Source organism: Alteromonas infernus (assembly GCF_902705815.1).
This window is the reverse complement of the sequence record NZ_CACSIG010000008.1, coordinates 379,276-400,498: the sequence shown is the minus strand read 5'-3', so window position 1 is coordinate 400,498 and position 21,223 is coordinate 379,276. Positions and strand designations below refer to the sequence as shown.

Below are 21,223 nucleotides of genomic sequence, written 5' to 3'. Positions count from 1 at the left end.
ATGCGCATTTTAGGGAAATGAGCGCTCACGTCAACACTTATTTTAAAAAAAGTGTCACATTCTTTCCGAACGCTCAAAATACCTACTATTTCCAGTATTTCAGCTTATTTCTTAATCTAAACTTACGCCACAGGTTTAAAGGCTTAGCTTTTATTCGGCCTTCGAAGTTAGATTTGAAATGGTCTACAGCATCTAAAACGCGAGAACAGTTATTTCCATCTCTATGCGCTTCGTGGTTCAACGTATATGTATCAATAGCTTCCATTAAGGATTTAGGCCTTGTTAATGCCGTCTCTAATGCAGGCTCGACGGCATCACACTCATTCACGTCTATTAAATGCGGTCCTGGGTTTGTATTTTTAAACGTGACTACGGGCTTACTAAGTAACATAAATTCAAGAATTATTGATGAACTGTCACAAAGCATTACATCTGCACGTTGGAATGTTTTTAAACCTTCATTTCTTTCAAAACTAACATTGTCGAACTTTTCTGCCAGCTTTTGGTATTTGTTTATTATCGAATGATCAGTGATTTTGGGATGAAAGGTTATTATCCATTCCCAATCTCTACGTTCAGCAATCTGATGTATTGTGTCATATAAGGCCTCTACCGAAGTTATACCCCGACTAAATGTAGGCGAATATAATATTGTAGTTTTACCTTCGTTCTGCAGAGTAGGTTCTGTAAAAAATGGATCAACCTTACACCAACCTGTTTCATAACATTTAAAGAAACCAAGCTTTTCTTCCAATTGCTTGAATACAGGTGTGCTGCTAGGACCTTGTGTACAATACAAGTCAAACCAATTTCGAATTGTAAAATGGTCATCCAGTACATTTCCCTTCTCACCACGTTTCCCTACTGCATACCCATGAAATACTGCGACCTTTATTCCAGGAAGAAAATGATAAATAAAGTTACCGCACGCAAAAATTGCAAGTGGGTCATAACTTTTTACGTCATCAATGTTTGCAAGCAAGACTTCAGTGTCATCAAGTAAATTTTCACACGTAGACTCTAGGTACCACGCAACGTCATCACCTCTCGCTCTTATCTCAGCTTGAAGTGGACGCAGAATTGAATATGCGTAGGGAAGAGACGCGAATAGTACGTAACGTTTAGCCATGTAAATTTCTTCTTAGCTTCTTTGTTTTGATAAGCGGATTTTCAAGTATAACTAACTTACCGTACTATTAGTATTATGAGCGCAACAAGACACTCATTGGTTAGTTGATTAGCTAATATGTTCATACTCAAAAGGAACGTTATAGATGAAGAACACTGTAGGTAGCTTTAAGGGCATTTTCCCATCAATAGATAAATCAGTATATATAGACGCTTCATGTCGAATTGTTGGTGATGTAAAAATTGAAAAAGATAGTAGCGTCTGGCCTTTAGTTGCTGCTCGAGGCGATGTAAACAAAATACGTATTGGCGCTCGCTCTAATATTCAAGACGGTAGTGTTTTGCACGTTACCCGTAAATCTGAGAAAAACCCTGATGGATTTCCGCTTATTATTGGGGATGACGTTACCGTTGGGCACAAATGTATGCTTCATGGTTGTCAGTTAGGCAACCGTATATTAGTAGGCATGGGCGCTATTGTCATGGATGGTGTTGTCGTTGAAGACGATGTGTTTATTGGCGCGGGTACATTAGTACCACCAAACAAGCGATTAGAGAGCGGTTTTCTTTACGTTGGAAACCCAATGCAGAAGAAGAGGCCGCTCAATGACGCTGAAATGGCGTTTTTAAAACAGTCTGCTGTTAATTATGTTGTGTTAAAAGATGAATACTTGGAAGAAGCGAACTAGTTTCGCTTCTCACTTTGCTCAACAATGTCACGAACTCGCTTAACAATATCAGAAGTGTCTGGGCGCTTTTGTGTCCATATATAGAACGCTTCAGCCGCTTGCTCAACCAGCATCCCTAACCCATCTATTTGCGTTTTAACACCTAGTTCAGCCGCATCTCTCATAAAACGCGTGGGTGAATTTTTATAAACCATGTCGTACACCACTTCACAGTGTTGTAAAACACCGTCATTCAAACTGCACGGCAACGCATTGCTTAAACTAGCTGCTGTTGAATTGATAATAATATGAGGTGCAATCGTTGCGATATCCTCAAGGGCCACTACGTCCACTTTAGGGTTTGAAGCAGCGCTTGCCACTTCTTCAGCTTTGGCTTTCGTTCTATTCGCAATAGTCAGTGTAGCAGCGCCCGCTTTTAATAACGGAGAAATGACGCCACGGGCTGCGCCGCCGGCTCCGATAAGTAACACGTGTTTATCTTTAATTTTCACGCCGCTATTTAGTAAATCATTGACTAGCCCCACACCATCTGTGTTGAACCCTAACAGCTCACCTCTGTCACCATTCATTAGTGTATTAACAGCTTGTGCGTCTTTAGCTGCTTGATCATCTACCTTTGCTAAGTTAAAGGCATCAAGCTTAAAAGGCATGGTGACATTGCAGCCTACAGCGCCTTCTTGAGCTAAAAACGCTTTGGCAGCTTCAACAAAACCATCTTCAGGCGCAAGTATCTTTTCATAAGAAATCTTTTCTCCGACCTGATCTGCAAACATCTGATGGATGGTTGGTGATAAACTCTGTGCAATAGGGTTGCCAAATACAGCGAATTTTTTCATGGGAATACGAGACTTATTTAATATAAAGAAGAAAAGCGATAATCGTGTTACGCAGAGTACACCATATGCGCGTATAGGTGGAGAGAAGAAAGTACGCGAATTGGCGAATACGTTTTACGACATAATGGAAACCGACCCATTAGCAAGCGAACTTTTGGCTCTTCACCCTCAACCGCTTGATAGAATTCGCCACGTGTTCTTTTTATATTTAAGTTTGTGGCTTGGCGGCCCAGATGATTATCAGCAGCAATTCGGCCACCCGCGACTTCGTGCACGCCACCTTCCTTATACCGTAACGCCAGAACTTAAAGCGCAGTGGATGTACTGTATGCGCAAGGCTATGTTTAAAACTGTCGATGATATAACGTTAGCGCAACAGCTACTTGAAGCACTTGACCAGCTTGCCAGCCATATGGTGAACACCAAATAAAAAAGCGCGTTGAAAGGAATAACCTTTAACGCGCAAGTCCCCTGTTACTGTCTACGCTCTTTGTGGCGTATAAAGTAGTACAATTACGAAAGCCTCAATTTTTGGGTGTTCGGCCTTAAAAGGTATAGCCTACCGATATGGTGTACACCCAAGGGTCTATTTCAATATCACTCACCTTACCTGCGGCATCACCAACCTTAAACGTGGCTTCAGTATCAATATCGATGAAACGTACTGATGCATTTACATGCCACTTTGTATCAATTTGGTAGTCCATACCCACTTGAGCTGATAAACCAAATGAGTTATCGAGTGATAGGTCGCTTAAGCCTGCATCCTCGTTTGCGCCAGTAAATTCCTCATCAAAGATAAAGGTGTAGTTAATACCCGCACCAATATATGGCTGAAAGGCTGAACTTGCATCGTTGAAGTAATAGTTAGCGGTGAGTGTTGGCGGTAAGTGAGTAACTTCACCAAGCTGATTTCCCGTACCTAACGGGTCGGCAACAGAGAAGTTCACGTCGTGCTTAAAGGGCGTTGCCGCAAGCAGTTCGATATTAATTTTATCAGTAATGAAGTATGCAACGTTCAAACCTAGCTGGGTATCGTTATCAATATTAAGGGCAACACCAAGATCATTGCCACCAGCGACGATGTTAGAAGTAGATTCGTCAGGAGCAACGGTAGTCAGACCGCCTCGAACAATCCAATCGCCCTGCTGATGAGCGCTAGCTAAAGGTGAAAGTGCAGCAAGGGTAAGACAAAGTGCAGATAAAGTGTGTTTGCGCATGATGTGTCTCTTTTGTGTTTAACTAAGATGGCGCTACTTTACGCCGTTAGCTAAACGAAACATTGATCCAGCGCAAAGTTAATAACCCACTGAAACACCAACGGTATTTGAAATTGATATAGATCAACAAGAAATGCCGCAGAGTGACTTCATGCGGCGTTTTTGTATGACTTTTTTATGCTTAAACTTTCTTTGGTGTAAGCCTGGATAAAGAAGTGATTGAATTGAACACTTTTTACCACGGAGTAGGTTTAAGCCAATCCGTAAGCTTAGCCTCAGCACTCCCTGGTGCCGGGGTATAGCAGTATTCCCACCGGGCCAACGGCGGCATAGACATTAAAATAGATTCCGTACGTCCACCGGTTTGCAAACCAAATAAGGTGCCACGGTCGAATACTAGATTAAATTCAACATAGCGACCTCTGCGATAAAGCTGAAAATCACGCTCTCTTTCGCCATAATCAGTTTGCTTGCGTCGCTCAACAATAGGGACATAAGCATCAATAAAACCATTGCCAACCGCCTGCATAAAAGCGAATGACTGCTCGAAGCCCCATTCATTAAGGTCGTCAAAGAACAACCCACCTACGCCACGGGTTTCGTTGCGGTGTTTTAAGTAAAAGTACTCATCGCACCATTTTTTGTACTTGGGGTATACGTCTTCACCGAATGGCTTGCATAATTTCTTGGCTGTATCATGCCAATGCACCACGTCGTCTTTAAAGGGATAAAACGGCGTTAAATCAAAGCCACCGCCAAACCACCAGATAGGTGCTTCGCCCTCTTTTTCTGCAATAAAAAAGCGCACGTTTGCATGAGAGGTGGGAATATACGGGTTGTGGGGGTGAATAACTAAAGATACTCCCATTGCCTGAAAGTTTCGCCCTGCAAGCTCCGGACGATTAGCCGTAGCAGACGCTGGCATTTGACTGCCGAACACATGGGAAAAGTTTACGCCGCCTTGCTCTATCACCGCACCATTTTTAAGCACGCGAGAGCGTCCACCGCCCCCTTCTTCGCGCTGCCAACTGTCTTCAACAAACTGGCCCTTACCGTCGGCAAGTTCAAGGGTTTGGCAAATGGTATCTTGCAACCCTAGTAGATAGCTTTTTACTTGTTCTATTACTTCAGCGGCATTTTTACCGTCCAATAACTCTGCTGATGTCATGCTCTTATTACCTCTGCTGTGTCACCATCGCGAATGGTACTGGGTTTAGTTGCACCGCCTACTTTACCTTCTACATAAAATACAGAATCTGCAAACACGGCTTTGGCTTCGTCGGTGTCTGTCGCTGGCGGTTGCCCTGTTAGGTTAGCGCTGGTTGAAACAAGTGGCTTACCCAACTTATTGCATAGCGCTACAACCACAGGATGATTAGTTACGCGCACCGCTATTTTACTATGTTTGCCGGTTAACCAAACAGGCGCCGATGACGACTTAGGTAATAGCCAGGTGTTAGGGCCAGGCCAGCTTGAAAAAATATCGGTACGTCTATCGGGACGAATTGCATTGTCATCTACGTAGGGCAAAAGCTGGCTGTAATTAGCGGCAATTAATATTACGCCTTTTTCAACAGGCCTTTGTTTGATATCTAATAGTGCATTAACCGCTGCTTCGTTGTCAGGGTCACATCCTATACCCATTACCGCTTCGGTCGGATAAACAATTAAACGCCCCGCTTCGAAAGCGGCAACAACAGGGCCGACTTCAGATGCATTAGCCTCAACGGGGGTAAACGTATTTACGTTCCCATTTTGAGTATCAGACATGATTTTTGTTCTCTACGTATGATTACTTTTTGTAGCCACAAGTTGGCTGCGGGCACTGAATTTGCCCTTTTTTATCTATCAACACTGTCCATCCACAGTCTGGGCAGCTTTCATTTACAGGCGTGAAATTTAGCACATATCGGCATTGCGGATAATGGTTACACGCAAAAAACTGTTTGCCGTATTTATTGGTGCGTGAAATTAAATGCCCTTTCTTACACTTTGGGCAGTCAACTAAGGTGTCTTCTTTTTCTTTGATAGGCTCAATGTGATGGCATGAGGGAAAGTTGGTACAGCCTATGAACATGCCAAACCGACCCTTTTTAATGGCTAGATCGCAGGCGCACTTTGGGCAGGCCATACCGTCTAGCGTTTTAAGGACCGTGGTTTGGGTATCGTGAAGCGGTTTACTGAAATTACAATCAGGGTAGCCAGTACAGCCTAAAAACGGCCCTGATTTGCTGTTCTTAATATGAAGGGGCTTGCCACATTCGGGACAGTCTCCAAAATTATCTTCTAGAGCGTGCTCGTGAGCAGAAAAAAGTGAGTGGTCTATTTTAGACATGATGTAGACATAAAAGCCTCGAACGCGCTACCAGCTGGCAACGCATTTAGTTAAATACAGATTCGCGAACCTAAATTGCAGCTGGGCTACCGCATTAATGTAGTATGCCGTCTGGTTCTTCAAACAATAGGTCTTCCATTTGTGCGTAGGCTTTTTCTTTACCGGGTACATTAAATAGCACCATTAGCACAACCCATTTTAAATCTTCTAAACAGAATTCGCTGGAATCGATTTCCATTACGCGGTCTATCACCATTTCACGCGTAGATGCGTCTAATACGTTAACCTGCTCTAGAAACATTAAGAAACCACGACATTCCACATCTAAACGCATTTGTTCTTCGTGGGTATATATCCGGCTTAAGCTAGTGCTAATGCCTTTGCAAAAATACGGCTTGATGTCTGTTTCTTGCAATGCCGCTAACTTTTCTAACCATGCGAGGGCTTTATAAATCTCATCGTGATGGAAACCCGCGCGCACAAGTTCTTCCGTTAACTCGTCTTGATCAACACGAATTTCCGTTTCACTGTGAATGAAGTTTTCAAACAGATACATGAGGATATCTATTATTTTCCCCTCAATTTAACGTAACCACCAGGGACAGCGGCTACTAAACCACGCAACTCATATTCTAATAGTGATGCCATTGCTTGCGATACAGATAAGGCATTGCGCTGCGCTATAACATCAATAGCGGTGATGTCATATTCCACACTAGCTAATAATTTATCAGTTGCCAAGCTATTCACTGCACTTTTTTCATTTTGTTCGCCAACATCAAAGCTCATTTGCTGAGGTTGAACCCCAATTTCCAAAAGAATATCGTTTACATTAGTTACTAACTTAGCACCTTGTTGGATTAACCAGTGACAACCTTCAGAGTAAGCGTGAAAGAGGCTACCAGGTACAGCGAATACATCTCGCCCCATATCTGCGGCCAAATTTGCAGTTATCAAGGTACCGCTTTTAATTTTTGCTTCCACAACCAAGGTTCCGAGTGAAAGTGCGGCAATAATTCGGTTACGCCGGGGAAAATGCCACGGCTTAGGCCCCTGCCCCGGGAAAAACTCTGTAACACTAACGCCGCCACTATCGTGTATTTCGTTATAAAGCTTACTGTTCTTTGTAGGGTATATTTTATCCGGCCCCGTACCCATAACAGCGATGGTACCTATACTGCCGGATATGGCACCCACGTGAGCGGCGCTGTCTATGCCCATCGCCAAACCACTGGTAATGGCAATGCCATTGTTAGAGAGCCCCATTGCAAAGTCAGTCGCTATACGCTTTCCTTGAATACTCGCCCTTCTACTGCCAACAATGGCTATTTGCGGTTGTTTTAGTAGCGCTTTACTTCCGGTAGCAAATAATACAAGCGGAGGGCTGTCTAGCTGCTTGAGTAACGGTGGATAGTCCGGTGAATCAAGGGTAATGACGTGCCTGTTTTCACTTACCTTCGCCCAATTCAACGCTGTGTCGATGTGCTTTTGTGTTATTTGATCAGTGAGTGTAGTGACCGCACTTCCCAAAGAAGAAGCTTGGCTTAAAAGTTCAATGGGAGAACATTGATGTTGCTCGAGCGCCTGTAACCACAGTTTAGGTGAAACACGCTGTGCAGAGGCTAGCGCTATCCATGCCGTTGCCGAGCTGTCTAAAGATGTAAATTGTGCGCTCATTGCCGCTCCTTACTAAGCGACAATGAGGCACTCGGAACGTTAAGGTTTAGCGACAATAAAGCCGCGCTTAATGCCTTTGTTCGCTCGTGAGATTAATCCGTAACTTGCCGCGTCAAATGTTTTGAATACCACAACTTCACCAACTTTAAGTGCGGGTTGCGACACTGTATCGATAAACCATTCACCACTTGTTTTTACGCCCGGTTCATCTACATAACGCGGACTTTCTTCATCTATGATGGCTGGACCTTGTGCGTAAACACCTAACACGGTTCCCGGTAAGACATCTGCCGCGCCCAAATCAAGGATAACAACGTCATACTTTCCTAACAGGTCGTGATCGTGTAGGTCTCCCACAACGGCCCCACGCTGAGACTTCGCAGGAACAAGTTCAAAGCTTTGCGGCTGTTTAAACCCACCAGCCATTAGCTTATCGCCGCGTTTAGCCTCTTGATTCGCATCATCAATAAAAAGCAGCATGGTGTCGTCTGCCTGACCTTTTTCTACTAAAGATGCCGTGGAAACATGGGTAACTTGTACGCCCAATATTTCTCCATCAAGGTTTTTAATAGTAGCGTGCTTTCTTATGACTCTATACTGGTCGTCAGTACTGAATTGCTGTTGGCTTAGTACAAAGTCATCTGCAGCAAACCTTACGTTTCCGTCTTGGTTCCCTAACAGTTTCGGTAATGCCTGATAACTCTCTTCGTCTAGTAACATATGTTGTTTAATAAACGGCGATATGGTTGTCCAAGAAAGTACGTCTACAGGCTTTGGTTTTAACCGTTTGTCCGTTGAAGGTGACAGTTTGTAGCTAGGTTTATCTCGTTTTACCGATAAAACAGGCTGTCCGTCTATATAGCCTACAACGATGACATCACCAGGATAAATTAAGTGAGGATTTTCAATTTGTGTGTTGGTGCGCCAAAGCTCTGGCCATAACCAAGGTTCATTCAAAAAAATGTTAGCAATGGCCCAGAGTGTATCACCACGTTTTACCGTGTAGGTTTCAGGTGCGGTATCTTTGAGTTGAAGTGCAAACGCTGGCAAAGACAGAATTGCACAAAGAAGGAGTGTTGCCCCGCGACGAGCGCTTATTAATCGCTTTTTCAAATTAACCACCTTCAAATTATTCACTATCACTTATTGTTGTTTTTTCAGACAATAGCACTATATCGGCATAAGTTCGTATTCTTATAGGGGTTCGGCAAAAAACTGCACGAATGCTCCCGATATACGTTAGAATAGTAACTTAATAAGCACTGTAAAGTGTGCTGGCAATTAGATCGTATATGTATTTATACAGCGAAAAGGTGAAGTAAGCGAGAAATGGCAATTTTAGACGTATTAAGTTTTCCTGATGAACGTCTTCGTACGGTAGCTAAGCCGGTAGAAGAAGTTAACGACGAAATTAAACAATTGGTATCGGATATGTTCGAAACCATGAAAGACGAGAACGGCATCGGCCTTGCGGCGACGCAGGTGAACCGTCATGTTCAAGTTGTTGTAATGGACGTATCGGAAGATCAAAACGAGCCACGTGTATTTATTAACCCAGAAATTACTCGCAAAGATGGCTCAACGATTAGTGAAGAAGGCTGTTTATCTGTTCCGGGTAATTACGCCAAAGTTGAGCGAGCAGAAGCGATTACGGTTAAAGCGTTAGATCAAAATGGCGAGGCATTCGAGCTAGACGCAGAAGGTCTACTTGCGATTTGTATTCAGCACGAGCTTGATCACTTAAAAGGTAAGCTGTTCATTGACTACCTTTCTCCGCTTAAGCGCCAACGTATTCGTAAGAAGCTTGAGAAAGAAGCGCGTCTTGCTGCGAAAGCCTAAGGAATAACGTGACAACTCCATTGAAAGTAATTTTTGCCGGTACACCGGATTTTGCAGCTAAGCATTTATCAGCCTTGCTTGATAGCGAGCATGAGGTCATTGCGGTTTACACACAGCCTGACAGACCCGCAGGGCGAGGCAAAAAGCTGACCGCCAGCCCAGTGAAAGTGCTGGCAGAAGAAAACGCTATTCCCGTCTATCAACCTCAATCACTTAAAGCCGAGGACGCACAGAAAGAATTAGCGGCCCTTAACGCGGATTTGATGGTAGTTGTTGCCTATGGCTTATTACTTCCCACGGCGGTACTTAACGCACCTAGGCTTGGCTGTATCAACGTACACGGCTCTATTTTGCCTAAATGGCGAGGCGCTGCCCCAATTCAACGCTCTATATGGGCCGGGGATGCCGAAACTGGCGTAACCATTATGCAAATGGATGAAGGCTTGGACACGGGTGACATGTTACACATTGCCACACTGCCCATTGCCAATGACGACACCAGCGCAACAATGTATGAAAAGTTAGCTACACTTGGCCCTAAAGCCTTAGTGGATGTGGTTAACGATTTCGAGAGTTATACCCCAACAAAACAAGACGATACCCAGGCAACCTACGCTAAGAAGCTATCTAAAGAAGAAGCGTTAATTAATTGGTCTGACGATGCTAAGCAAATTGAGCGCAACATTCGTGCATTTAACCCATGGCCGGTTGCTTGGATGCAAGTTGAAGATCAAAACGTAAAAGTGTGGTCTGCTGATGTAGTTACATTAGATAAAGACGTGAAGCCGGGCACGGTAATAAGCGCAGATAAAGCAGGCATCACTATTGCGACAGGACGAGACGCCCTTCGCATTACCTCTCTTCAAATACCTGGTAAAAAGGCGCTACCTGCAGCAGATGTTTTTAATGCCCGCCAGTCGTGGTTTGAAGTTGGCCGTTGTATTAAACAAGCAGACTAAAAGTGAAACCATTACCCCTTCCCAAACAAAAAAACCTGCGTGCAGATTGCGCGTGGGTTATTTACCAAATCTTAGAGCAAGGCAAATCATCACGCGAATGTTTAGAGCGAGTTCAGCGTAGGCACAATGCACGTGATAACGCTTGGTTACAAGAAATGTCGTTAGGGGTAATGCGTCGCCTTCCTCTTTTACAACATTGGCTAAGAGCCCTATTAGATAGGCCCCTTAAAGGTAATAAGAAAGTAATAGAGCACCTTATCCTGCTTGGGTTATATCAGCTGAACTTTTCTCGGGTTAGCAACCACGCGGCCGTGGGAGAAACCGTAGCAGCGGCGTCTTATTTAAACGCCGCTGGCCTTAAAGGTTTAGTCAATGCCGTTTTGCGTAATTTTCAGCGTGAGAACCTTGCCGATAAACCCGTCGACGATGCTATTATCAATAGCGGCTTACCGAAGTGGCTTTATAAAGCGATAGAGCAAGCCTACGGTGCAGAGGCCGACAATGTGCGTGCCGAAACTAACGCAATGGCACCGATTTGGCTTCGAGTGAATAGGCAGCAGGTGAGTTTTAGCGCCTTTACCGAAGCACTTGATAAGGCAGAAGTAAAATACACGCTAAGTGAAAGCCACCGCGATGCAATCGTCCTTTCTCAACGCGAAGATATTACGGGCTTACCCGGGTTTGAAAAGGGTCACTTTGCCGTACAAGACGGCGCGGCCCAATTAGCGGCACATTATTTACAACCACAAGCTAATGAGCGCATTTTAGATTGCTGTGCCGCTCCGGGCGGAAAAACCGGTCACATTGTAGAGTGTGCTCCTGACACTGAGTACGTGTTAGCACTCGATGCTGATGCCACACGCCTTAAACGCGTAGAAGAAAATATGACGCGATTGCAGCATAAGGTAGACATTAGGCAAGGTGATGCAGCTAACCCTGAATCATGGTGGGACGGAAAACCCTTCGATAGAATTTTGTTAGACGCTCCCTGCTCTGCCACTGGTGTTATTCGTCGTCATCCAGATATTCGCTGGCTGCGTAAAGCAAATGACATAGATAACTTAGCACAGCTACAACGCCGCATCTTAGATACATTGTGGGGCTTATTGAAACCTGGCGGTACGCTGCTTTATGCCACCTGCTCTATTTTACCGAAAGAGAATATGGCGCAAATACAACAGTTCCTTGCTGACACGCCAGATGCGTCGCTATCTCCTATTTTAAAAACGGAAACACCAGACAAGCCAGGCCGTCAAATTACACCAGGTGAGCAACAAATGGATGGTTTCTACTATGCGAGGCTGGTAAAGTCACAAGACTGAGGGCTCACGCATTGTGCAGCGGTACAATGTAAGACCAGCAAGAAGACGAAGGCAAAATAATAACGATGAAAATCATCATTTTAGGGGCAGGCCAAGTAGGCGGTACGCTTGCTGAAAACTTAGTTGGTGAAAATAACGAAATTACCGTTATAGATTCAGACCCCACCATTCTACGGGCACTTCAAGACCGTCTAGATCTACAAGTAGTCACGGGTGTTGGTTCTCACCCTGACGTACTGCGTAAAGCAGGGGCAGAAGACGCTGACATGCTTATCGCCGTTACTAACAGTGACGAAAGTAACATGTTGGCGTGTCAGGTGGCCTACAGCTTATTTAAAACCCCCACAAAAATAGCCCGCGTACGCTCTGAACAATACATTATTTATCAAGAGCAGCTGTATAAGCAGCAAGATATTCCTGTCGACCATATCATTGCCCCCGAACAGCTAGTGACCAAAGCAATTAAGCGCCTTATCGATTATCCCGGCGCGCTACAGGTAGTAGAGTTTGCTGAAGGCAAGGCAAGTTTGGTCGCGGTTAAAGCCTATTATGGTGGCCTGTTGGTAGGTCATGCGCTATCTGCCCTGAAAGACCATATGCCTAACGTTGAGACCCGCGTGGCCGCCATCTATCGCCGCGGCCGCCCTATTCGACCATTGGGCACGACGGTTATAGAAGCGGATGACGAAGTCTTCTTTATTGCAGCGACCAAACATATCCGCGCGGTAATGAGTGAACTACAAAAATTAGAGTCTAGCTATAAGCGCGTCATGATAGCGGGCGGTGGTTTAATTGGTGCAGGACTGGCTAAGCAGCTCGAGCACAACCACAATGTAAAACTTATCGAATACAGCCCTGAACGGGCTAAATACCTTTCTGCTAACTTAGATAAAACCATTGTTTTCAGTGGCGATGCCTCTGACCCTGAGCTACTCAGCGAGGAAAATATCGAACAGGTAGATGCGTTTATCGCGGTTACCAATGACGATGAAGCGAATATTATGTCGGCCATGCTGGCCAAGCGTATGGGTGCACAGAAAGCCATGGTGCTTATCCAACGCAGCGCTTACGTGGATTTAGTTCAAGGTGGCGAAATCGACATTGCGTTTTCACCCCAGCAAGCCACTATATCGGCCCTGCTTACTCACGTACGTCGTGGTGACATTGTGAATGTTTACTCGTTGCGCAGGGGCGCTGCTGAAGCCATTGAGGCCATCGCGCACGGCGATGAAAACACCTCTAAAGTGGTGGGCAGACAAATTGGTGATATTAAACTGCCACCGGGTACTACCATTGGCGCTATCGTTCGCGATGAACAGGTTATTATTGCTCATAGCGATACCAAGATAGAAGCTAACGATCACGTTATTCTGTTTTTGGTAGATAAGAAATATATCAACGACGTGGAAAAGCTCTTCCAACCGAGCGCTTTTTTCTTTGGCTGACACGCCATAGTCTGACCGTAGGGCTTACGCTGCGCAACCTAAGTCGCAGTTTGAGCACAGAAAATTAAACACAAAGGGCGATAGTTGCAGTTATCGCCCTTTCTAGTTTAATAAACCGATAATTTTAGCGTGTACCGCGAATGTATTAGCTGCGCCAAAAGGTAGGCGAGAACAGTACAAGAAGCGAGAATACTTCTAAACGACCAAACACCATACCGGTAACCAAAATCCACTTTCCGGCGTCGGTTACATCGGCATAGTTTGCCGCCACACTGCCTAAGCCTGGGCCTAGGTTGTTCAACATTGCCGCCGTTGCGGTAAACGCACTTAAGTTATCAAGACCAGTAGCGATAAGGCCAATCATAAGCACAACAAATACCACAGCATAGGCTGAGAAGAACCCCCAAACAGCCTCTACTACTCTATCGGGCATGGCACGGTCGCCAAACTTAACGCTGTACACAGCTTTAGGATGAATGAGCCTATCGACTTCACGTTTACCTTGTAAGAACAAGAGGCAAACCCTTACAACCTTCAACCCGCCGCCTGTCGAGCTTGCGCAGCCCCCGATAAAGCTTGAGAATATTAGCATTATCGGCAAAAACGTTGGCCATATTGAAAAGTCAGTGGTAGCGAAACCTGCTGTAGTGCTTATCGATACCGCTTGGATCATGGCTTGATCTAAAGCCTGCTCGGCGGAAGTGTAATAACCTGACAATGTCAGCACTAAGAAACAAATGCCAATAAGTGAAGCCTGAATAATAAAGAACGCTTTAAACTCAGGGTCTTTGAAATACCCTTTAACGGAACGAGAACTCACCGCGGCATAGTGCAACGAGAAATTAAGGGCGGCGATAAGTAGAAATACCGTACACACTACGTTGACCATGGGGCTATTGAAATACCCCAAGCTCGCGTCGTGGTTAGAAAAGCCCCCAATGGCGACGGTAGAGAACGCATGACAAATAGAATCGAACACATTCATACCCGCGAGCCAATAAGCACCTGCACACGCAATAGTAATTGATAAATAGATATACCAAAGGTGCTTTGCGGTGTCGGCAATACGCGGCGTCATTTTGTTATCTTTTACAGGGCCAGGCGTTTCAGCGCGGTAAAGCTGCATGCCACCCACACCTAGAATTGGCAAAATAGCGACAGCGAGTACGATGATACCCATCCCGCCTAACCACTGAAGCTGCTGGCGATAAAACTGTACAGAATGGGGCAGAAAGTCTATCCCTTCGATAACTGTTGCCCCAGTGGTGGTAAGGCCTGAAAACGACTCAAAAAATGCGTCGGTCACTGTCATGCTCGGCTGCTCGAGCAAGATAAGCGGAATTGCACCTACACTTGCCAGTACTGACCAAAACAGCGCCACGATAAGAAACCCTTCTCGTGCTCTTAAGTCACTTTTCTCCAAGCGGTTGGGATACCATAACGCCATGCCTCCTATAACGCACAATATAAAGGCCAGGGTAAAAGGTAAGCCACTGCCATCTTGATAAATCAACGACACAATAGCCGGTGGGATCATGGTTACGCTAAAAAGCGCGATTAATAACCCAAGTATTCGTATGATGGCACGGTAGTGCATTGTTCGTTATGCCTTTGTTTTTATAGTGGCGCAGTGTTAAAAAGTGCATTTATGGACACGCTAAAATGCTATTCGTAAAACGCGAATGCATCAATATTGCGTATAGGATTTTGATTATAGGACTATAATGAATGTGGGGAAACCTTTGTATCCCCACATCGCGAAACAAAAATAAACCGTACTTGTCGCTATTTCATTGCTAATACGGTTTTAACCATTTTAGTGATGCTGCTATGGGCTTGAGAAACACTTTCAGCCAACATATAAGCAGGGGTGGTGACAAGTTTGGCATCATTATCAACGACCACTTCATCTACTTTACAATCTACGTGTGATGCACCTAACGCATTGACACCATTAGCCGTGCCATCATCGTTACCAATAGTCAGCTTTACGTGGTTAGCGTATACCTTGGCAGCCAATACTGGAGCAATACAGGCATAGGCGGCTGGCTTTTTCGCCTGAGCAAAAGACTTGCACACATTTAATACGTCTTCATTAAACGAGCAGTTTTCGCCGTCTACCGCGAATGTACAAAAGTTCTTAGCGGCACCAAAGCCACCCGGCACAATTAGCGTGTCGAATGCGTTTACATCGCATTCAGTGACGGGCTTGATGTCACCCCGCGCCACGCGCGCAGACTCTACAAGTACGTTTCGAGTCTCGCCTTCTGATACTTCACCGGTTAAATGATTTACCACGTGTAATTGCTCTACATCTGGTGCAAAACACGTATAGGTTGCCCCTTCTTGTTCGATGGCTAGAAGCGTTAATACGGATTCATGCAATTCAGCTCCGTCGAACACCCCACTACCACTTAAAATAACGGCTACTTTTTTCATATTGTCCTCCTAGACGCGATGCCATCTACTTATTCAAAATTTGGCTATTAATCACACAACTGTTCAAAAAAAGTTCTTAATAAATCGTGTATACATTGTTAATGGTTATGCTACATTACTTGACCAACTTGGTTAAACCAAAAATAAACGTACACCAAGTTATCCACACAAAATGGAATGTTTAGTAGCAGGTACGCTGTTTTCACACCTTAGGCTCATTCCCTTATTTTTCTTGATTTGAAAGGTGATCTTTAACTTGACAAAGATCGCCACGATCGTCGTGCACCAAACTTTAGATCACAAAGTTATCCACAGGCAGATTGTGATCGCATATTGTCCTTAATGTGCCTTCATGATATGGCGATCAGCGCTAGTCTGTGGCATCCTTGCGCTCATATTGTATCTCGGAAAATCGCTATCTATGCCTGATTCTAAAAAGCCGCCATTTATTCTTGTTGATGGATCGTCTTATCTCTTTCGTGCTTTTCACGGTCTACCACCTTTAACCAACTCAAAAGGTCAAGACACCGGCGCTATTTACGGCGTTGTAAATATGCTCAAGAGCCTGATCAAACAATATAACCCAACTCACATGGCGGTTATTTTTGACGCTAAAGGCAAAACCTTTCGCGACGATATTTATAAAGAATATAAAGCTAACCGCCCGCCTATGCCGGAAGAGCTAAGAAGTCAGATCGCGCCCTTACACACGATTATCAAAGCGATGGGTCTACCGGTTATTGTTGAGTCGGGTGTGGAAGCTGATGATGTTATTGGTACATTAGCAAAGCACGCTACAGAAAAAGGGATCGATACACTTATCAGTACGGGCGACAAAGATATGGCTCAACTGGTGAACAAGCATGTCACACTAATCAATACCATGACTAACCAGCTTATGGATGTGGAAGGTGTAAATACTAAATTCGGTATCCCTCCTGAACTTGTGATCGACTTTCTCGCGCTTAAAGGCGACAAGGTTGATAACATCCCAGGCGTGCCAGGGGTTGGTGATAAAAGCGCTCAAGCACTATTAAACGGTATCGGCGGTATTGACGATATATATAAGAATTTAGACAAGATCGCCGACCTTTCATTTAGAGGCAGTAAGTCGATGGCAGCTAAAATGGAAGAGTATGAAGAACAGGCCCGCCTGTCTTACACCCTCGCCACGATTAGTATCGATCTGGAATTGGACTACGATGTCGAAACGCTAATGCCTTGCCAAGCCGACAATGAACAACTTCGTGATCTATTTGCCGAATACGAGTTTAAGCGGTGGCACGCTGAAGTGAGTGCTTTGTTAGCAGGCGGCGATACATCTAGTGCTACAGAATCCACAAGCGCAGAAAGCAGCGACTCTACGCAAACGAGTGAATCTGCGACATCTGGCGATATTGATAAGTCTAAGTATGAGACCGTGCTAGATGAAGAAACATTTAATACTTGGCTTGGCAAATTGCAAAAAGCACAGCTCATTGCGTTTGATACTGAAACGACCAGCCTTAATTATATGGATGCAGAGCTTGTTGGCGTCTCATTTTGTATTGAAGAAGGTGAGGCTGCCTATGTACCTGTCGCGCATGATTACCCAGATGCTCCGACACAGTTATCTCGCGAGTTTGTATTAGATGCACTTAAGCCTATTTTAGAATCGAACGATATCATTAAAGTAGGCCAGCATATCAAATACGATAAAAACGTATTGGCAAACTACGACGTTACGTTGAACGGTATTGGCTTTGACACCATGCTTGAGAGTTATGTGCTCAACAGCACTGCACAACGTCACGACATGGACTCCCTTGCTCTTGCCTATCTCGGTCACAAAACCATTCACTTTGAAGACATTGCCGGTAAAGGAGCGAAGCAACTTACGTTTAACCAAATTGCTCTTGAGGAAGCTGGGCCGTATGCTGCTGAAGATGCGGATATTACGCTTCGCTTGCACAATACAATATGGGCTAAGCTGAAAGAAATTCCAGAGCTTAAGAACTTGTTAATTGATGTAGAAGTGCCCCTTGCTTGCGTACTGTCGCGAATGGAGCAAGAAGGGGTATTAATTGATAGTCAAAGATTGAGTCAGCAAAGCCAAGATCTTGCCGCCCGTATCGCTGAGCTGGAAAAAGAAGTCCATGAAGAAGCCGGCGAACCATTTAACCTTGGTTCAACAAAGCAGCTTCAACATATTCTATTTGAAAAGATGTCGCTGCCCATAATAAAGAAAACGCCTAAAGGCGCGCCATCAACGTCTGAAGACGTGCTACAGGAGCTTGCCCTTGAATACCCGCTTCCCAAGAAAATTATGGAATACCGGGGATTAACCAAGTTGAAAAATACCTACACCGATAAGCTTCCAAAGATGATCAATCATCGAACAGGCCGTGTCCACACATCTTACCATCAGGCCATAACAGCCACCGGAAGACTCTCTTCTACCGATCCGAATTTACAAAACATCCCTATTCGCAACGAAGAAGGCCGTCGTGTACGCCAAGCCTTTGTTCCCCGTAAAGGAAACAAGTTTGTTGCTGCCGATTACTCGCAAATTGAACTGCGCATTATGGCTCATCTGTCAGGGGATAAAGGTCTGTTAGATGCGTTTGCACATGGCAAAGATATACATAAAGCCACCGCATCAGAGGTATTTGGGGTGCCGCTTGACGAAGTAACAACCGAACAGCGACGTAGCGCTAAGGCCATTAACTTTGGCCTTATTTACGGCATGAGTGCATTTGGGTTGGCTAAGCAATTAAATATTCCCCGTAATGAAGCCCAGAAATACATGGATCTTTACTTCGAACGTTACCCTGGTGTACTTGAATATATGGACTCAACCCGCGAGAGTGCAAAAGAAAAAGGCTATGTTGAAACGGTATTTGGCCGACGCCTTTACCTGCCAGATATTAAAGCAAGCAATGGTGCCCGTAGAAAAGGCGCAGAGCGCGCCGCTATCAATGCGCCTATGCAAGGTACAGCCGCAGACATCATTAAAATGGCTATGATCAAAGTGGATGACTGGATTTCAAAGAATGCCGCAGACGATGTCACTATGATGATGCAAGTGCACGATGAGTTAGTATTCGAAATAAAAGAAGATAAAGTCGATAGCTATGTGAAGACCATCAATACGCTTATGGAAAGCGCTGCAACGCTTAATGTACCGCTTGTTGTTGAAGCGGGTGTTGGTGAAAACTGGGACGAAGCGCACTAGTTTAGTAATTAGATTACAGTTTTATCGTTAAAAGGCAGCGTAATTTCATTAATTTTGGTAATTTAATTACATAACGCTCTTGCCTTTTCTGTGCTTTGTTGTAATATTACGCATGTAGGGTACAGAGGTGAGAAAGCTGTTTTCAAACCTTTGCTTTAACCCCGACAGTTTTGTCGGGGTTTTTTTATGTCTGAAGAAAATAAATAATCATTAATTATCAACAGTTTAAATAAAAACAAAGAAATAATTTAGATTTTTCTGAACTTCTTCACTTTTAGCTACTCTATATCTTCGGTTTTTATGTGTTTTCTCTCAGTTTACGCCTCGCACTATGCGAGGCGTTTCTTTTTTCTAACACAGCAATTTGTGACATCATCTCAAGCGCTAATCTTGTCCCTCGACAACAGCCCCCTCTTCATCACTTTTTTTGTCTAGCCCGAACCATCCATCTAGAATACGTTCAAGTTCTGGTAAACCGTGTTTATTTAATGAAGAGAAAGTCTGAACCGTGACATCCCCCATAAACGCAAGTGCTGCTTCTTGTGCCATAAGCAGCTGCGCCTTACGCTTACCACTTTTTAATTTGTCGGCTTTAGTTAATAGCGCTAACACTGGAATATTCGACTCTACAGCCCAGTGAATCAAGTCTTGGTCTAGGTCTTTAAAAGGATGGCGGATGTCCATTAATACGACTAACCCTTTAAGCGACTTACGCTTTTGTAGGTATTCGCCCAACGACGCCTGCCACTTCTTTTTCATCGCGACAGGGACTTTTGCAAACCCATAGCCAGGTAAGTCAACTAAACGCAGTTCTTCTTCTAATTCAAACACGTTGATTAACTGTGTACGGCCAGGGGTTTTACTGGTTCTTGCCAAATTTCGTTGGCGCGTTAACGTATTTAGTGCGCTTGATTTTCCCGCATTTGAGCGGCCGGCAAACGCTACTTCAATTCCGGTATCGTTCTTCAAGTGACGAATATCAGGTGCACTCGTAAAGAACTTTGCTTTGGTGTAATACGACATCTAGACTTACCTCCACATGCGTCTCAACCTTCGGTTTACAGTTTTTTAATGAATAAACCAACTAAAAACCATAGTTTTATCATGGAATAGGTTTTTCTGACGCGTTAAATGTGTAAAATACGCATGATATCACGTATATCACGCTAGCCGTTGGATCCATTAAAGAGATTTATTATGAAAAAACTGTGTTTGTTGGTATGTATGTCTTTAGGTTTAAGCGCAACTGCGATAGCAGAAGGCGACGCCGAGGCAGGTAAAGCGAAATCTGCAGTCTGTGCAGCCTGTCATGGCCCTGATGGCAATAGCATGATTGACATGAACCCTAAGCTTGCTGGCCAACATGAGAAGTACATTGTTAAGCAATTAACCGAATTTAAACTTGCTTCACAAACAGGTGGTGAAGAAGGACGCAACAATGCTGTGATGAATGGTATGGCTGCCCCACTTTCAGAGCAAGACATGAAAGATTTAGCTGCTTACTTTTCTAGCCAAGAGCCTAAAGCGGGTGAGACACCAGAACAATACGTTGAAGCGGGTCGCGCACTTTATCAAGGCGGCGATGAGTCTAGAGGCGTAACAGCGTGTATTGCATGCCACGGTCCGAAAGGTAACGGCATGGGCTTAGCAGGTTTCCCTGATATTAGTGGGCAACACGCTACCTACACGGCTTCACAGTTAAAAGCATTCCGTTCAGGCCAACGTCATAACGACATGAATGGCATGATGCGTGATATTGCGATGAAATTAACTGACGAAGATATCGAAATTTTATCTAATTATATTGCGGGCTTACACTAAGACGCAGCCTGTTTACACATTGTTGTTAAATATTTGTTACCAAAAAAGTTGTATTTTAAAATTATTCGTGTAATCTAACGGCGTAGTTTGTAGGTGCCTTTGAAAAGCTACAAACTAAATAACAAGAATAATAATAAAAATGCAGCATGGAAGACGGGATAAAGAGCCACGAGGGCCAAAAACAACAATACAGCTCTGCGAACAATAAAAATAAGGGGAGCATAGCTAGGGAAGCCAGCTACACATAGAAGTGTATAACGGGAGAGGTGTCATCTGACACTCAATCAATGTAAGGTGAT

The 21,223-nt window shown here is 44.4% G+C and carries 20 protein-coding genes; 8 read left to right on the top strand and 12 right to left on the bottom strand.

Going from position 1 to position 21,223, the window contains the following annotated elements:
• Nucleotides 1–85: 85 nt before the first annotated feature.
• A complete protein-coding gene (locus tag ACX5J7_RS03735; protein WP_015065847.1) occupies nt 86–1,129 on the bottom strand; it encodes a CDP-glycerol--poly(glycerophosphate) glycerophosphotransferase in 1,044 nt (347 codons plus the stop codon).
• A gap of 145 nt (nt 1,130–1,274) precedes the next feature.
• Here ACX5J7_RS03735 and ACX5J7_RS03730 point away from each other — a divergent pair, with 145 nt between their 5' ends.
• On the top strand, nt 1,275–1,817 hold the full coding sequence (locus tag ACX5J7_RS03730) for a gamma carbonic anhydrase family protein (RefSeq protein WP_012516554.1): 543 nt from the start codon (nt 1,275–1,277) through the stop codon (nt 1,815–1,817).
• Here ACX5J7_RS03730 and aroE read toward each other — a convergent pair.
• On the bottom strand, nt 1,814–2,653 hold the full coding sequence (gene aroE / locus ACX5J7_RS03725; protein ID WP_012516553.1) for a shikimate dehydrogenase: 840 nt from the start codon (nt 2,651–2,653) through the stop codon (nt 1,814–1,816). The genes ACX5J7_RS03730 and aroE overlap by 4 nt on opposite strands.
• Between aroE and ACX5J7_RS03720 the strand changes: the two genes are divergently transcribed.
• Nucleotides 2,652–3,083, top strand: a complete 432-nt coding sequence (locus ACX5J7_RS03720) for a group II truncated hemoglobin (RefSeq protein WP_012516552.1) — start codon at nt 2,652–2,654, stop codon at nt 3,081–3,083. The genes aroE and ACX5J7_RS03720 overlap by 2 nt on opposite strands.
• 115 nt (nt 3,084–3,198) lie before the next feature.
• Here the strand turns inward: ACX5J7_RS03720 and ACX5J7_RS03715 are convergent, their stop codons facing one another.
• The 7 genes from ACX5J7_RS03715 to ACX5J7_RS03685 form a co-directional block, all read right to left on the bottom strand.
• Nucleotides 3,199–3,873 (bottom strand): OmpW family outer membrane protein, encoded by a 675-nt coding sequence (locus ACX5J7_RS03715; protein ID WP_012516551.1) that lies wholly within the window; start codon nt 3,871–3,873, stop codon nt 3,199–3,201.
• 235 nt (nt 3,874–4,108) lie between these two features.
• Nucleotides 4,109–5,041 carry an oxygen-dependent coproporphyrinogen oxidase gene (gene hemF, locus ACX5J7_RS03710; protein WP_012516550.1) on the bottom strand — a complete coding sequence of 311 codons (933 nt, stop codon included), beginning with the start codon at nt 5,039–5,041 and terminating at the stop codon, nt 4,109–4,111.
• Entirely contained in the window at nt 5,038–5,643 is a 606-nt protein-coding gene (tsaC, locus tag ACX5J7_RS03705) for an L-threonylcarbamoyladenylate synthase type 1 TsaC (RefSeq protein ID WP_474372361.1), read from the bottom strand. Before tsaC ends, hemF begins: the two co-directional genes overlap by 4 nt.
• Before the next feature lie 22 nt (nt 5,644–5,665).
• Nucleotides 5,666–6,208, bottom strand: a complete 543-nt coding sequence (locus ACX5J7_RS03700) for a DNA topoisomerase family protein (RefSeq protein WP_012516548.1) — start codon at nt 6,206–6,208, stop codon at nt 5,666–5,668.
• A gap of 94 nt (nt 6,209–6,302) precedes the next feature.
• Nucleotides 6,303–6,779, bottom strand: coding sequence for a DUF494 family protein (locus ACX5J7_RS03695; RefSeq protein WP_498706152.1), 477 nt, complete (start codon nt 6,777–6,779; stop codon nt 6,303–6,305).
• On the bottom strand, nt 6,776–7,885 hold the full coding sequence (gene dprA, locus ACX5J7_RS03690; RefSeq protein ID WP_474372360.1) for a DNA-processing protein DprA: 1,110 nt from the start codon (nt 7,883–7,885) through the stop codon (nt 6,776–6,778). Before dprA ends, ACX5J7_RS03695 begins: the two co-directional genes overlap by 4 nt.
• Before the next feature lie 39 nt (nt 7,886–7,924).
• Entirely contained in the window at nt 7,925–8,998 is a 1,074-nt protein-coding gene (locus tag ACX5J7_RS03685) for a LysM peptidoglycan-binding domain-containing protein (RefSeq protein WP_474372359.1), read from the bottom strand.
• Nucleotides 8,999–9,214: 216 nt separating this feature from the next.
• On the opposite strand from ACX5J7_RS03685, the gene def reads away from it, so the two are divergent.
• The 4 genes from def (at nt 9,215) to trkA (ending at nt 13,450) form a co-directional block, all read left to right on the top strand.
• Nucleotides 9,215–9,724: a peptide deformylase gene (gene def, locus ACX5J7_RS03680; RefSeq protein ID WP_012516544.1), complete on the top strand. Its 510-nt coding sequence runs from the start codon at nt 9,215–9,217 to the stop codon at nt 9,722–9,724.
• An 8-nt stretch (nt 9,725–9,732) separates the two neighbouring features.
• Nucleotides 9,733–10,683 (top strand): methionyl-tRNA formyltransferase, encoded by a 951-nt coding sequence (gene fmt / locus ACX5J7_RS03675; RefSeq protein WP_278383249.1) that lies wholly within the window; start codon nt 9,733–9,735, stop codon nt 10,681–10,683.
• Nucleotides 10,684–10,685: 2 nt separating this feature from the next.
• The gene (gene rsmB, locus ACX5J7_RS03670) at nt 10,686–12,005 is read left to right on the top strand and encodes a 16S rRNA (cytosine(967)-C(5))-methyltransferase RsmB (RefSeq protein WP_015065843.1); all 1,320 of its coding nucleotides are present in this window, start codon (nt 10,686–10,688) and stop codon (nt 12,003–12,005) included.
• Between the two features lie 65 nt (nt 12,006–12,070).
• Nucleotides 12,071–13,450: a Trk system potassium transporter TrkA gene (gene trkA / locus ACX5J7_RS03665; RefSeq protein WP_012516541.1), complete on the top strand. Its 1,380-nt coding sequence runs from the start codon at nt 12,071–12,073 to the stop codon at nt 13,448–13,450.
• Nucleotides 13,451–13,595: 145 nt separating this feature from the next.
• Here the strand turns inward: trkA and ACX5J7_RS03660 are convergent, their stop codons facing one another.
• Both ACX5J7_RS03660 and elbB read right to left on the bottom strand, forming a co-directional pair.
• Nucleotides 13,596–15,047, bottom strand: a complete 1,452-nt coding sequence (locus ACX5J7_RS03660) for a TrkH family potassium uptake protein (protein WP_012516540.1) — start codon at nt 15,045–15,047, stop codon at nt 13,596–13,598.
• 188 nt (nt 15,048–15,235) lie between these two features.
• Nucleotides 15,236–15,889: an isoprenoid biosynthesis glyoxalase ElbB gene (gene elbB / locus ACX5J7_RS03655; RefSeq protein WP_474376566.1), complete on the bottom strand. Its 654-nt coding sequence runs from the start codon at nt 15,887–15,889 to the stop codon at nt 15,236–15,238.
• Between the two features lie 421 nt (nt 15,890–16,310).
• Between elbB and polA the strand changes: the two genes are divergently transcribed.
• Nucleotides 16,311–19,103: a DNA polymerase I gene (polA, locus tag ACX5J7_RS03650; protein ID WP_474376567.1), complete on the top strand. Its 2,793-nt coding sequence runs from the start codon at nt 16,311–16,313 to the stop codon at nt 19,101–19,103.
• A 384-nt stretch (nt 19,104–19,487) separates the two neighbouring features.
• Here the strand turns inward: polA and yihA are convergent, their stop codons facing one another.
• Nucleotides 19,488–20,126 (bottom strand): ribosome biogenesis GTP-binding protein YihA/YsxC, encoded by a 639-nt coding sequence (gene yihA, locus ACX5J7_RS03645; RefSeq protein ID WP_012516537.1) that lies wholly within the window; start codon nt 20,124–20,126, stop codon nt 19,488–19,490.
• 174 nt (nt 20,127–20,300) lie between these two features.
• Here yihA and ACX5J7_RS03640 point away from each other — a divergent pair, with 174 nt between their 5' ends.
• Nucleotides 20,301–20,924 carry a c-type cytochrome gene (locus tag ACX5J7_RS03640; RefSeq protein ID WP_012516536.1) on the top strand — a complete coding sequence of 208 codons (624 nt, stop codon included), beginning with the start codon at nt 20,301–20,303 and terminating at the stop codon, nt 20,922–20,924.
• Nucleotides 20,925–21,223 lie beyond the last annotated feature (299 nt).

Bases quoted from the DNA above. Each gene is read 5' to 3' on its own strand.
- ACX5J7_RS03735 (WP_015065847.1), bottom strand. From the start codon at position 1,129: ATGGCTAAACGTTACGTACTATTCGCGTCTCTTCCCTACGCATATTCA.
- ACX5J7_RS03730 (WP_012516554.1), top strand. From the start codon at position 1,275: ATGAAGAACACTGTAGGTAGCTTTAAGGGCATTTTCCCATCAATAGAT.
- ACX5J7_RS03720 (WP_012516552.1), top strand. From the start codon at position 2,652: ATGGGAATACGAGACTTATTTAATATAAAGAAGAAAAGCGATAATCGT.
- aroE (WP_012516553.1), bottom strand. From the start codon at position 2,653: ATGAAAAAATTCGCTGTATTTGGCAACCCTATTGCACAGAGTTTATCA.
- ACX5J7_RS03715 (WP_012516551.1), bottom strand. From the start codon at position 3,873: ATGCGCAAACACACTTTATCTGCACTTTGTCTTACCCTTGCTGCACTT.
- hemF (WP_012516550.1), bottom strand. From the start codon at position 5,041: ATGACATCAGCAGAGTTATTGGACGGTAAAAATGCCGCTGAAGTAATA.
- tsaC (WP_474372361.1), bottom strand. From the start codon at position 5,643: ATGTCTGATACTCAAAATGGGAACGTAAATACGTTTACCCCCGTTGAG.
- ACX5J7_RS03700 (WP_012516548.1), bottom strand. From the start codon at position 6,208: ATGTCTAAAATAGACCACTCACTTTTTTCTGCTCACGAGCACGCTCTA.
- dprA (WP_474372360.1), bottom strand. From the start codon at position 7,885: ATGAGCGCACAATTTACATCTTTAGACAGCTCGGCAACGGCATGGATA.
- def (WP_012516544.1), top strand. From the start codon at position 9,215: ATGGCAATTTTAGACGTATTAAGTTTTCCTGATGAACGTCTTCGTACG.
- trkA (WP_012516541.1), top strand. From the start codon at position 12,071: ATGAAAATCATCATTTTAGGGGCAGGCCAAGTAGGCGGTACGCTTGCT.
- ACX5J7_RS03660 (WP_012516540.1), bottom strand. From the start codon at position 15,047: ATGCACTACCGTGCCATCATACGAATACTTGGGTTATTAATCGCGCTT.
- elbB (WP_474376566.1), bottom strand. From the start codon at position 15,889: ATGAAAAAAGTAGCCGTTATTTTAAGTGGTAGTGGGGTGTTCGACGGA.
- polA (WP_474376567.1), top strand. From the start codon at position 16,311: ATGCCTGATTCTAAAAAGCCGCCATTTATTCTTGTTGATGGATCGTCT.
- yihA (WP_012516537.1), bottom strand. From the start codon at position 20,126: ATGTCGTATTACACCAAAGCAAAGTTCTTTACGAGTGCACCTGATATT.
- ACX5J7_RS03640 (WP_012516536.1), top strand. From the start codon at position 20,301: ATGAAAAAACTGTGTTTGTTGGTATGTATGTCTTTAGGTTTAAGCGCA.